This is a genomic window from Rufibacter sp. JT3400010, assembly GCF_054956755.1.
In genome coordinates this window covers 1-13,195 of the sequence record NZ_JBUDXA010000038.1, presented here as the reverse complement: position 1 = coordinate 13,195, position 13,195 = coordinate 1, and the positions used below count along the sequence as shown (strand labels likewise).

Annotated in this window: 7 protein-coding genes; 6 read left to right on the top strand and 1 reads right to left on the bottom strand. The window is 46.8% G+C overall.

What is annotated here, in order from left to right; all coding sequences use genetic code 11:
• Positions 1–348: 348 nt before the first annotated feature.
• Positions 349–1,617, bottom strand: coding sequence for an exonuclease SbcCD subunit D C-terminal domain-containing protein (locus ACY0JR_RS21095; RefSeq protein WP_462636154.1), 1,269 nt, complete (start codon positions 1,615–1,617; stop codon positions 349–351).
• A gap of 187 nt (positions 1,618–1,804) precedes the next feature.
• Here ACY0JR_RS21095 and ACY0JR_RS21090 point away from each other — a divergent pair, with 187 nt between their 5' ends.
• From ACY0JR_RS21090 to ACY0JR_RS21065, 6 genes are all read left to right on the top strand, one after another.
• Positions 1,805–2,443, top strand: coding sequence for a hypothetical protein (locus tag ACY0JR_RS21090; protein ID WP_462636153.1), 639 nt, complete (start codon positions 1,805–1,807; stop codon positions 2,441–2,443).
• Between the two features lie 106 nt (positions 2,444–2,549).
• Positions 2,550–3,158 (top strand): hypothetical protein, encoded by a 609-nt coding sequence (locus tag ACY0JR_RS21085; RefSeq protein ID WP_462636152.1) that lies wholly within the window; start codon positions 2,550–2,552, stop codon positions 3,156–3,158.
• Between the two features lie 266 nt (positions 3,159–3,424).
• Positions 3,425–4,975 carry an amino acid permease gene (locus tag ACY0JR_RS21080; RefSeq protein ID WP_462636151.1) on the top strand — a complete coding sequence of 517 codons (1,551 nt, stop codon included), beginning with the start codon at positions 3,425–3,427 and terminating at the stop codon, positions 4,973–4,975.
• A 210-nt stretch (positions 4,976–5,185) separates the two neighbouring features.
• Complete coding sequence (locus tag ACY0JR_RS21075) at positions 5,186–8,242, top strand: amidohydrolase family protein (protein WP_462636150.1); 3,057 nt, start codon at positions 5,186–5,188, stop codon at positions 8,240–8,242.
• Between the two features lie 12 nt (positions 8,243–8,254).
• Entirely contained in the window at positions 8,255–9,598 is a 1,344-nt protein-coding gene (locus ACY0JR_RS21070; protein WP_462636149.1) for an amidohydrolase family protein, read from the top strand.
• 340 nt (positions 9,599–9,938) lie between these two features.
• Positions 9,939–12,920 (top strand): PAS domain S-box protein, encoded by a 2,982-nt coding sequence (locus tag ACY0JR_RS21065; protein ID WP_462636148.1) that lies wholly within the window; start codon positions 9,939–9,941, stop codon positions 12,918–12,920.
• Positions 12,921–13,195: the final 275 nt, after the last annotated feature.

Here is a 13,195-nt window from a genome sequence, read left to right as displayed (position 1 = left end):
TGAGGCGTTAGCCTCAAACTCTGCAAGAAAGGCAATGGACTTTACCGCAGTTTAAGCCTCCAATGTAGAACTTAACGGCCCTACCCCCTTTGAAGGGGGCGAAGGGGGGATGCTTACACAAGTAGATCACACGCATTCCTATCTCCTGCAAAGATTCATTCTCCTCTTTGGAGAGGTAGGGGTGGGTTCTAGCGCTCTATTATTTCCCTTCAACTACGCTCCTATGGTTTGACAAGGGTGAGAGAAAGAACTTCTCCTTAGCCAATGCGCTTGTCAAATGGCTACAACTCCAATCCCGTTTTAACTCATTATTAAGAAAATACTCAATAACAGCAGCAAAACGGAAACCTACTGCTCCAAGACTTTCTCTTCAGCTGAGAACAGAGTAAGCGGTTCTTCCTGCATTTGCGGCATCAATTCCAGTAACTCGTCAAAGGTGGAGAGCAGGGTCTGGTAGCTGTCTTCCTCCAGGGCTTCTTCGCATTTCTTCAGGAAAACCTCTTTGGGTTTCAGGTCTGCCAGGTCTTGGTTGGGGGGAAGTTGTTGGTCCAAGCTTTGGCTGTCAATGGTGCGCTGCGGCCGATGGATGAGCAGTTCTAGCTGCGGCTGTAGCCGGAAAACCTCCTGTAGTTTGGCGGTGTGGTCATGCAGGTTGTGTTCGTACTGGAGCTGGACTTCGGCCCAGGCCGGAAAAGGCAATTCCCCGTTGTCATACGCAATTACTTTGGGCAGCACTTCGTCAATAGTGCCTTTAAACCGAACCAGCTTGCGCCAGCACGGAACGGCTACTTCCTGAATGTTGGTAAGCTGACCGGCCTCGAACTCCAGAATGACAATTTGCTTTTTATCGGTGATTTCCGAAAAACTCAACGGAATGGGGGAGCCGCTGTACCGGATGTGCGGCATTTTATGCACAACTTGGGGTCGGTGCAGGTGCCCTAAAGCCACGTAGTCAAACTCTGGCGGGAACTGATCGCCGCAGATCTGGCCCAGGTTGCCCACGTGAATTTCCTTCTCACTGTCAGAGGCACTTCCGCCGGCGGCAAACAAGTGCCCGGTAGCCAGCACCGGAATGCCTTGTTGCTTGAATTCTTGCATCAGCGGCACAAACTGGAGGTAATGGTCGCAGATGCCTTGTTTTAAGCGGGCTTCCCGTTCTTCGCCGGTTTCGCCGGGCACCGAGAGGCGCACGTCTTTGTCGCGCAGGAACGGAACGGCGCATACGACTGCTTTTGGCTGGTGGTTATCATCTGTAAGGACAATGACTTGGTCCTGGGCGTTGGCGGGCGCACCGCCTACCACGTGCACGTTGAAATGCCGCAGGAGTTCGGCGGGAGCGTTGAGGGTAGAAACCGAGTCATGGTTGCCGCCAATAATCACCAAATCGCGGCAGCAGGTTCCTTTTACTTGGCGCAGAAAATCATAATATAATTTGAGTGCCGTGTTGGAAGGGAAACCGGTATCAAACACATCACCGGCAATGAGCAACAGGTCTATCTTTTGGTCACAGATGGTTTGGCAAAGCCAGTTCAGGAAGGCGCGATGTTCTTCGGTGCGTTCCTGATTGGCCAAACGCTGCCCTAAATGCCAGTCTGCTGTGTGTAATACCCGTATCATGCCGTTTCCCTCTCTTCGCTGTGGATGTGATGCCCGAAGATACGAAAGCGCCCGAAACTTATAAGCGGGAACACACCTTTGATTCAGGCTTCTTTTCAGGAAAATGGCACATAAACGGGAAGTCATTCTTGGAAGAAGTCAGAAAATCAGTATTTTAGAAAGGAATTCTGTTCTAGCTTATTTGCCCATGAAACACTTGTACCGTGCGCTATTCCTCCTCAGCTTAATTGGGTTTCTGCATGTTTCTTCCCCCGTCAAGGCGCAGGAACAGCTTCCGGCTAAGAAACACGGGTTACAACTAAGCTACGGCTTGGTGCCCGCTTTCCTGTTAGCAGATGCCATGGCAGAACTTTTCCTATTCGGCCGCCCCTGGAGCGAATGGGGAAAGGAGGATTATGATGTTTTAGGACCCATAAGCGTTGGCTACACCTTTGATGTACACAAACGAGTTCAGATAGGCCTAACGGGTTCCTACACGAACCTGCGCACAGATTATGTTTGGCGGAGAGAAGACCCATTGGATCCTGCTACGTTGGGTAGATCCAAAGTAGACCGGTTGAAATCATTAGCCCTTATGCCCAAAGTCCAGTTCAATTGGCTTAATAACGGCAAGTGCCAGATTTATTCAAGCTTTCTGGGCGGAGTAAATTTCATGTCACAATCTTATACAGAATCAGGTGAGCCTGACATAAACAGCCATAAAACCACATCTGCTTTCCAACTGAATATGATCGGCTTCAGCTTTGGGGAGAGAGTCAGCGGGTTTACTGAGTTCGGAATAGGATTCACTGGCATGATGAACGTTGGAGTGTCTGTAAAACTGTGAGCAGGGTTAGGGCCTGAGCTTTTTACAGGTAGTTTTTCAGAAAACAACCTGTAAACGGTAAAAGAGAGAAAAAGAAACCTAACCGCCACGTCCTTTCACTACCCCTATGTTAACCACAACCAAAGTCCTGCTCACCATTTGTTGTTGCCTGTTCACGTTTGCTGCGTTGGCTCAGGAACAGCCCCATAGACTATCATTGAAAGCCGGATACGGGGTAGCATCTATACCCCAAATTTTCCATAATTTCATGTCTTTTGGTTCTGTGGAATGGGAAACAACGAGCGTGAGTGGCCCGTGGCAGGCCGGTGTCAGTTATAAATTGAGTCGTAAATTGGAAGTGGGTTTGGTGGCAAGCAAAACCACCATAAAACAAGATGGCCGTTATAGACCTGACCCGGGTCAGGTACCTTCTCCAGATGATGATAAAGTGATTAGAAAGGAGACTACGAAGTATCACAGTTTTATGCCCTTCCTCAACATATATTGGCAGAATACCGGAAAGGTACAGTTTTATTCAGGCTATGCGCAGGGCTGGGGAACTAATAAAACGGAAGAATGGAGCACCAATGGCAGGTTGCAAAAAGATATTTATAGGAGCTTCACTTTCCAGATTACCGCGGCTGGGGTAAGGTATGGAAAGCGGGTGGCGGGGTACGCTGAATTTGGAGTTGGTTTTCTGGGTCTAATTAACGGCGGTTTATCCATCCAGTTTTAACCTTATAAAGCATCGCTTTACAGAAAGCAGTATGTCTTTTCTGATATACCTTTGGCTTATTATTTTGCGGTGAGCCAGTTCATAAGCGTAAAACCGGAAGCTTATTTTACTTAGAAAAAGCTGTAAAGATCATGGTTTGCTCCAAAGTAGAGCCTTTCTAAAATGCGTTTGCCGCATGGCTTCTTGCGAAAAGTACTTATATTAGCCCCTTCAAGCCTGTTACAAACGAACAACAAACAAACTATTCCCTAACTTTTACACAATTTATGGCAAACCAACTTTTCGCTAGGAAGTCTATTGACAAGCTTAGCGCAGACGCCTTTAGTGAAGGGGCGCACAACCTGAAACGAACCCTGGGTCCGGGTAACCTCATTGCCCTGGGGGTAGGTGCCATCATTGGTACCGGTATCTTCGTCTTGACAGGGAGTGCAGCAGCGCAGTACACCGGCCCGGCCATTGTATTGGCATTTATTCTGGCTGGTTTAGGCTGTGCTTTTGCCGGTCTTTGCTACGCTGAATTTGCTTCAATGATTCCAATTGCCGGCTCGGCCTATACCTACGGCTACGCCACCTTAGGCGAGTTTGTCGCCTGGATTATTGGCTGGGACTTAATCTTGGAATACCTTTTTGGGGCGGCTACCGTGGCGGTAGGCTGGTCTGGCTACGTGGTGTCTTTCCTGCGCGATTTCGGTATTAACATTCCGCCGCAGTGGAGCAATGCCGTGGGCGTTGAAATGATTCAGTTGCCTGGTACCAGTTCCTGGGTGCGCATTACAGAGCAACTAACCGCCTCTTTAGCAGAGCAAGGCGTAGATGTGGCTACCCTTCCGCACGCAACCGGTATCTTCAATTTAGTAGCCACCGTGGCTATCGCTTTGGTGACCATCTTATTGGTAATTGGTATGAGCGAATCTGCTAAATTCAACAACATCGCCGTTCTCATTAAAGTAGGGGTAGTGTTGCTGTTCATCTTAGCGGGGGCTAATTATTTATTCGGCCATTCGGCTGAGGCGGCTGAAAACTGGACTCCTTTCATTCCTGAAAACAAAGGGGGTTTTGGCGAGTACGGCTGGAGCGGAATCATACGGGCGGCCGGGGTTATCTTCTTTGCCTACATTGGTTTTGACGCTGTTTCTACCACTGCCCAGGAAGCCAAAAACCCGCAGAAAGACATGCCCATCGGTATCCTGGGTTCTTTGGTAATCTGTACTATTCTCTACATCCTGGTGTCTGGTATTTTGACCGCTATGGTGCATTACAGCCAGTTGAACGTAGCCGAACCCATTGCCGTAGGTATTGAGAAAACCGGTTACACATTCCTGCGCGATTTGATCAAGATTGGTGCCATTGCCGGTCTTTCTTCCGTAATGCTGGTGATGTTGATGTCACAGCCGCGTATTTTCTACACCATGTCTAAAGACGGTCTGTTGCCTCCAATCTTCGGTAGACTGCACCCTAAATTTAAGACGCCGCACGTAAGTACTATCTTAACCGGTACCATCTGCGCCATAGTAGCGGGAGCCTTCTCTGTAGATGAATTAGGTCACTTAGTATCCATCGGGACGCTGTTGGCTTTCGTGATTGTATGTGGCGGAGTTTGGTACCTGCGCGTAAAAGAGCCTAACCGTCCTCGTCCATTCAAAACACCATTGGTACCGTTGGTACCTATTTTGGGTATTCTGGTGTGTCTGGGTATGATGGCGGGTCTGCCTGCTGAAACCTGGTACCGGTTACTGGGCTGGATGGCTATTGGTATTGTGATTTACTTCACGTATGGAAAAAAACACAGTGTTATCCGTAAGGAAAATAACCTGTAATTAACTGTTGAATTCTACTTCAAAAAAGCCCGGTCAAGTACTTGACCGGGCTTTTTATTTATAATTAGGACCAAGTTATTAGGCTGATTTTCTGAAAACTGACCAGAAACTGATTAACATCTAAAAGCACTTTTTTTAGGCTGGAATTTTCTTTATTTTTCCTTCTGCTTACAAACCAATCTCACAGAACAAACCCTTATTTAAGCTCCCATGAAAAAAGTTATTCTCTCCGTGTTGGCAGTAGCGGCTTTGTCGCTGCAAAGCCGGGCACAGGAGACATTTCCGCGCAATGGGGTGTATGATGAACGCACCGGACTACGGGCCTTTACCAACGCTACCATCTTCGTGGACTACCAGACTAAACTAGAAAACGCTACGCTGGTCATTAAAGACGGCAAAGTAGTGGCCGTTGGCACAAAAGTAACCGTACCCCAAGGGGCGATGGTCACCGATTTGAAAGGCAAGACCGTCTACCCTGGTTTTGTGGACCCATTCACCAGCTACGGAGTTCCGGCTTTGCCGCCAAGATCCTTCAGTTTCAACAGCCCGCCACAGGCTGAGTCTAAAAAAGAGGGAGCTTACAACTGGAACCAGGCCATCAGACCAGAAACCAATGCCGTAGAACTGTTCAAAGTAGACGCCAAAGCAGCCGAAGAATTACGCAAAATGGGCTATGGTGCCGTTTTAACCATTCACCAGGACGGCATCTCCCGCGGTACTGCCTCTTTAGTTTCCCTGGCGAACAAAAAAGAAAACCAGGTCATCTTACTGGATAAAGCAGCCGCCGCGCTCTCCTTAGACAAAGGTTCTTCTACCCAGGAATACCCTAATTCCCTCATGGGCTCTATTGCGTTGCTGCGCCAGACGTATTTAGATGCCCAGTGGAATGCCAAGAACCAGGACAAAGAGCAGAACCTTTCGCTCAAAGCTTTTTCAGAAGCCAACCGTCTGCCCCAAATTTTTGAGGTCAGCAACAAACTGAATGCCGTGCGCGCTGATAAAGTAGGCGATGAATTCGGGTACCAATACATCTTCAAAGGAGCCGGCGATGAGTACCAGATGTTACCCCAAATCAAAGCCACCAATGCGGCTTATATTCTTAACGTAAACTTCCCAGATCCTTACAATGTAGATGACCCCTATGAGGCCCGCCGCTTGAACATTGAGGACATGAAGCACTGGGAAATGGCGCCTGCCAACCCGGCTATGTTGGCAAAAGAAGGCGTGACCATCGCGTTCACTTCCGCTGATCTTCGGGATAAAAGCAAGTTTCTGCCTAACATCAGAAAAGCCGTTCTCTACGGATTGCCTGAACAGGAAGCCTTGAAAGCACTGACGGTTACGCCTGCCAAATTACTGAAAGCAGAAAAGTACGTAGGCACGCTGCGCGAAGGCATGCAAGCCAACTTTGTGGTTGCTTCTGGTAATTTGTTTGCACCCACTACCATGCTTCTGGAAAACTGGGTACAAGGCCAAGGCTTTAAAATCAGTGAAACTCCCGCTGATTTCAGAGGTGTGTACACACTGAAAGTGGGTTCGCAGCCTGAGCGCCGCATGCTTATCAGTGGCACGCCAGAGAAACCAGAGTTGAAAGTAGTTTCTACTGATACTATCAAAGGCAGCCTTTCTTTAAGCGGTGAATTGCTCACTATGGCCTTTGCCCCAACTAAAAACGGGAAAGAAAGCATCAGGTTAACGGGTTGGTACACGGGCAAAGGTTTCCAGGGCGAAGCACAGTTGGCAGATGCCCAAACGGTAAAATGGAATGCCATCCTTTCTGAAGCCGCCACGCAGCAAGCCAGACGCGACACGGCCCGATCCCGCTCCAATGAAGCCCTGAACTTGGGAAAATTAACGTTCCCGTTTGCAGCGTTCGGGAGAACTGAACTTCCTAAAGCCGAAACGGTACTCATTAAAAATGCCACTGTCTGGACCAATGAGAAAGAAGGCAAACTGCAAAACGCCGATGTGCTTCTGAAGAACGGAAAGATTGCCCAGGTAGGTAAAAATTTATCCGCCAACGGCGCCCAAGTCATTGACGGAACCGGCAAACACGTAACCCCTGGTATCATTGACGAGCACTCGCACATTGCCTTAGATGGCGTGAACGAAGGTACCCAGTCGGTGACTGCTGAGGTTCGCATGGCCGATGTAGTGAACCATGAGCAAGTGAATATCTATCGCCAATTAGCTGGTGGAGTGACTACTTCTCAACTTTTACACGGTTCCGCTAACCCCATTGGGGGCCAGTCAGCCATCATTAAATTGCGTTGGGGACAAGCGCCCGAGAAGCTGATGTTTGAAGGAGCAGATCCGTTCATCAAGTTCGCCTTAGGCGAGAACGTAAAGCAATCTAACCGCTCCCCGCAGTACAACGTGCGTTTTCCGCAGACCCGCATGGGTGTGGAGCAAGTAATGGTAGATGCGTTCCAACGTGCCAAAGAATATCAGAAAGCTTGGGGTGATTACAACAAGTTATCCAAATCCAAGCAAGCAAAAACGGCTGCCCCGCGCAGAGATCTGGAGTTAGAGACCTTGTCTGAAATCCTGAAGGATGAGCGTTTTATCACCTGCCACTCTTACGTGCAGTCTGAGATCAACATGCTCATGAAAGTCGCTGACCAAATGGGCTTCAGAGTGAATACCTTCACTCACATTCTGGAAGGCTATAAAGTGGCAGATAAGATGAAGGCCCGTAATATTGGTGCTTCTACTTTCTCTGACTGGTGGGCCTACAAAATGGAAGTAAAAGACGCTATCCCGTACAACGCTGCCATCATGCACAACGTGGGCGTGGTAACGGCTATCAATTCTGATGATGCTGAAATGGCCCGCCGTCTGAATCAGGAAGCAGCTAAAACCATGAAATACGGTGGTGTTTCTGAAGAAGACGCCTTGAAAATGGTGACCTTGAATCCTGCCAAATTGCTGCACCTGGATGACAAAGTAGGAAGCCTGAAAGCCGGAAAAGATGCCGATGTGGTGATCTGGAACGAGCACCCACTTTCTATCTATGCCCGCCCAGAGAAAACGTTTGTAGATGGCATCGCTTACTTTGACCTGCAGCAAGACAAGCAACTACAAGTAGAGCAGGAGAAAGAGCGTCTGCGGTTGGTGAACAAAATGCTGGCTGCCAAAGCCCGCGGAGAGAAAACCCAATCTCCTGCAATGTCTTCCCGCCGGGGTGGAGCTACGGTTTTACACTGTGAAGACCTGGACAATGGAGCCGAAGAATCATTTCAGGAATCTGAATACAAACAAAAATAAGGAAACCACTCTATGAAAACTATAAAGAATACCGTGGTAAACCTTACCACTAAAAATAGGCAACATCGTCTTTTGCTGGCAGCGGCATTATTTGTGAGCACTTCGGCTGCCTGGGCGCAGGTACCAGTGCCGGCCGCTAAGCAAACCAAAGCCACCGCTTTAACCGGTGCCACCCTGCACGTGGGTAATGGTCAGGTTGTGGAAGGAGCAACCGTTGCGTTCAATGACGGTAAAATCACCTATGCTGGCCCAGCGGCTGGTTTCAATGCCGGCGGAACCGCCTATGAAACCGTGAACGTGAGCGGCAAGCACATTTACCCAGGCATGATTCTGCCTAATACTCAGCTTGGATTAACAGAAGTAGAATCCGTTAGGGCTACGTTGGATCAGCAGGAAGTTGGCTTGTTCAACCCGAATGTCCGTTCCGTTGTTGCCTATAACACTGATTCGGATATCACTCCAACCTTACGCTCCAATGGCGTACTCATGGCGCAGGTAACTCCCGTGGGTGGTATGATCTCAGGCTCTTCCTCCGTGGTGCAATTAGATGCCTGGAACTGGGAAGATGCCTTGGTGAAAGCTGATGGTGGCGTACACTTGCGCTGGCCTGCCATGGTGCCGCAGCCATCAGATAATTCTCCGCAACTGGTACAGCGCCGTCAGGCTCGCCAAACTGGATTGCAGGAATTGGAGTCACTGTTAGCCGAGGCAAAGGTGTACAAAGACCAGAAAAATGACCGCCAGAATCTGAAACTTGCTTCTTTAGGCGGACTGTTTGATGGTTCCAAAAAGCTTTTCATCCATACAGACTATGGAAAAGAGATTGTGGAATCTGTTCGTTTCGCACAGAAAGCAGGAGTGAAAAACCTGGTGATTGTAGGCGGAGGTGATGCGTTGGTAGTAGCAGATTTCCTGAAGGAAAACAGCATTCCGGTGGTGTATTCTGGCGTGCATGCCTTGCCTGCCCGTGCCGGAGATGATGTGTATTTACCCTACAAAATGCCTGGTCTACTGCAGCAAGCAGGTATTCTATTCTGCCTGGACTATGATGCCAGCCTACATGGTACGCGTAACCTGCCGTTCATTGCCGGAACTGCCGTTGCCTTCGGGTTGCCTAAAGAGCAAGCCCTTTCTTCTGTCACCTTGAACGCCGCCAAAATTCTGGGGGTAGACAAACAAGTAGGTTCTGTGGAAGTAGGTAAAGACGCCAGTATTGTTGTTTCTGAAGGCGATATCTTGGACATGCGCACAAATAAGATCAGCTATGCTTTTATTCAGGGCCGTAAACTTAACCTAACAGATAAGCAACAGTATCTGTATGAGAAGTTTAATGGTAAATATGACATGGGTAAGTAAACCCTACTCATCTTTTATAAACAGAAGGGCCATCTATTATGATGGCTCTTCTGTTTATAGGCCTTTTTTATAATTTTGACTCTAAAACAGATTGCAAAACCTACGTTTCTGCAAAAGCCATGATAAAATATTATGTGCGTTTATAGGCTTGTTTTATGTATTTACTATTAAAATAATCATAGCGAAGGCATCTTTATGGCTTAGGTCTAAGTGGTACGCTTGGAATTATATAAAAGTAGTGTATTTTTGTAGTGACCTATCCCCCTGGTCAACTACCTTATTTATGTGTAAGCTATTCCGCTCTCAATTAGTTGGACAATTAGCTTAGTGCAAGCCCTAAATGAATAATCTTTTGGACCAGACAGCAGCATCGGAGATAGCTGAACCTACTTCCATGCAAGTGAACTTCGAGTTGATGAATGCCTTGGCAGATCATAGTAACGAACCTATGTTACTTGTGCAGTCCAATGGGGAGATTGTATATGTGAATCAAGCGCTCTGCCGTTTAGTGGATCAATCCGAAACCTATATTCTGCAAACAGGAAGAAATGGACTGAGAGACCCGGAAGATGAGAGATGGTTCACCGTTTTAAAAGCGAGGCGGGAAACAGGGTACTTCAAAGGTGAAGTCAACCTGATTCATAGAACAGGAATGAAAATTCCAGTAGAACTGAGTTCTCGTTCTTTTCTTGCCTCAGACGGCACTACTTTTTCCAGTGTGCATGTACGTGACCTCAGAGCAGAGAAAGCGGCCAAACAACAACTTGAAAAAAAACAGCAGGAACTGAAGAACGCAGTGCGCGATTTGCAATTGGTTCTGGATTCCTCAGCAGATCTTATCTGTACTTTTACCCCAAACGGCCACATACTCCATATAAATCAAGCTTGTAACACCCTTTTGGGTTATACCCCAGAAGAAATGGTGGGTAGAAATTACCGTGAGTTTATTCATCCAGAGGATATCAGCAATACAGAGGCAGATACTTCTGAAGTAGCTTTAAATGAATCTTCTCTTAATTTTAAAAACCGGTACCTCCATAAAGATGGCTCCATTGTTTATATTTCCTGGTCATCTTCGCTTATCAGGGAAACAAACAAGATTTATTGCATAGGTCGTAATATTACAAAAGATGTTTTAACCGAGACCAAAGACCACGAAAATGAATATCGACTGCAAACCCTACTACAGGAAGGGCAAGACATGGTCTGTATCTTGGATGAGAAAGGTGTCTATTCTTTCGTAAGCGGAAGCATTCGGCACATTCTGGGGTTTGAACCGAATGCTTTGCTGGGCTCTACCGCTTTTGACCTCATTCACCCAGATGATATCCCTGATATCTTAAGAGATTTTGAGGAAGTATTAAAAGGGCATGACTTAAATACCAAACCGTTCCGGTTTAAAACGAAATCTGGTGAGTGGCGCTGGATTGAGACAAAAGGGGTAAACTGTTTTCATCTTCCCGCCATCAATGGCATTCTCATCAACTCCAGAGATGTCACCAAGCAATTGGAGGCTCAAAAGCAGTTAGAGCAAAGTGAAACGAAGTACAAAGCACTTTTTGAAAATAATCCCGATTGCGTTTACACTATTGATAAGAAAGGCTTCTTTACTTCTGTCAATGCTGCCACCGTTTTATTGAGTGGTTACTCAGAGCAGGAGTTACTTCAAATGAATTTCATGCAGCTACTGCATCCAGAGTGGGTTTCAGATGCTGAGAAGGATTTTATTTTAACTTTAACAGGAGAATCAATCACTACTGAGACCGCAGTACTGACCGCCAAAGGCGAGAAACTCCATTTAGCTGTTACCAAAGTTCCCGTACATGTCAATGGAGAACTGATCGCCATTCATGGGATTGCCAAGGATATTACAGAAAACAGGAAGCAGCAGCAGCTTCTAAAAAATACGGCCAACAGGCTGAACAACATCCTTGAAAGTATCAAAGATGCTTTCTTCACCTTAGATAAAAACTGGTGTTTCACCTATGTGAATCCCGAATTTGAAAAGTTCATGACGGTGAAGTCTGATAATCTATCAGGTTTAGATATCCGGAAAGTATATCCTCCGCAGAAATTCAATCAGTTTTACTCTAAGTTCAAAAAAGCCTTTTCCTTACAAATACCTATTCATTTCGAGGCATATTCTGACCATATTAATAAGTGGCTTGACGTAAGTGCTTATCCGTCTGAAGAAGGTCTCTCCGTTTTTATAAGAGGTATAAGTGCCCGTAAGAAAGTAGAGGCAGAACTGAAAAAGCTTTCGCTGGTAGCAAGCAAAACGGTGAACTCTGTTTATATCACTGATGAAGAGGCTCGTATTGAATGGGTGAACGAAGGATTTACCCGTTTAACAGGTTTCACCCTTCAGGAAGTCATCGGCCGAAGACCCGGTGATTTACTTGCCGGTCCCGAAACCAATTCAGATAAGGTATCTCTTATCCGCCAGAAGTTGGTTTATGATAAACCCTTTGTGCAGGAAGTGCAGAACAGGAGCAAGGCCGGTGATATTTATTGGTCTAAAATGGATGTGACTCCTATTATAGATGATTTAAACGGTGGCGGAAAGAAGTTTATAGTGATAGAGACAGATATTACTGAGCAGAAAAAAGCCGAACAAGAGCGGGCCACCCTTACAGAAGAGCTTCTGCAACGTAATCGCCACTTAGAGCAGTTCACTTATATAGTATCCCATAACCTTCGTTCACCAGTAGCCAATATATTAGGACTAACCTCCTTGATGAGCACGGCTAACAATAAAGATTTACAAGAAGGCGTAACGGTTAGGCTGAAGCAAGCAGCCCAGAACCTTGATAATATCATCAGGGACTTAAATGAAATGCTAAGTCTCCAGACGGGAGCATTAGCCCACAGTGAGAAAATAGGACTCTCTGAAATTGTAGAGCAAGCACTTCAGGTTCTACCAACAGATAGTTTTGAGAAAGTCACAGTGAACTTGAATGGCATAAAAGAGATAGGCTCTATTAGAAGCTATGTAAGTAGTATCATCAGTAATCTCTTGACGAACGCTGTTAAGTATAAATGCCCAAACCGGCCTCTTTCTCTTTCCATTACAGCAGAGTTACATGAGCCTACTGAGATGCTCTGCCTAGCCGTTTCAGATAACGGTTTAGGCATCAATTTGGAAAAGGAGGGCAAAAACATATTTGGTCTTTACAAACGCTTCCATTTCCATGTTTCTGGAAGAGGGTTGGGGCTTTATCTAGTGAAAACGCAAGCAGAAGCATTAGGCGGTCATGTTACTGTAGAGAGCGTTCCAGGAAAAGGATCAACCTTCAAGGTGTTTATTAAAAGCAACCGGTAGCTTAATAGAAAAGATACCTTGATTCTATAGGGAGGGAAGGTGGCGGCACGTTCTCTCCCTATATTTTTAAGTTAAATGGAACTTCTGACCTCCCTAAATGGTTGTTTTCTAGTCTCCGGTCGGGGGGGTGATGTTTGGATAAGGCTAAAAATTTCCTTAGCTGCGCGGAACTCTCGGGCACCTGATCTTGGTTACGTCTGAGGCTCCGGCCGGGAGTCCTATCCAAGTTTCTCTACTGAGGAAAATATTTCCTGCTTGGAACTTCCTGCGTCTCA

What these genes read in the sequence shown, in the direction of transcription:
- ACY0JR_RS21090 (WP_462636153.1), top strand. Translation starts at nt 1,805, where the DNA reads ATGAAACACTTGTACCGTGCGCTATTCCTCCTCAGCTTAATTGGGTTT.
- ACY0JR_RS21095 (WP_462636154.1), bottom strand. Translation starts at nt 1,617, where the DNA reads ATGATACGGGTATTACACACAGCAGACTGGCATTTAGGGCAGCGTTTG.
- ACY0JR_RS21080 (WP_462636151.1), top strand. Translation starts at nt 3,425, where the DNA reads ATGGCAAACCAACTTTTCGCTAGGAAGTCTATTGACAAGCTTAGCGCA.
- ACY0JR_RS21065 (WP_462636148.1), top strand. Translation starts at nt 9,939, where the DNA reads ATGAATAATCTTTTGGACCAGACAGCAGCATCGGAGATAGCTGAACCT.
- ACY0JR_RS21075 (WP_462636150.1), top strand. Translation starts at nt 5,186, where the DNA reads ATGAAAAAAGTTATTCTCTCCGTGTTGGCAGTAGCGGCTTTGTCGCTG.
- ACY0JR_RS21070 (WP_462636149.1), top strand. Translation starts at nt 8,255, where the DNA reads ATGAAAACTATAAAGAATACCGTGGTAAACCTTACCACTAAAAATAGG.
- ACY0JR_RS21085 (WP_462636152.1), top strand. Translation starts at nt 2,550, where the DNA reads ATGTTAACCACAACCAAAGTCCTGCTCACCATTTGTTGTTGCCTGTTC.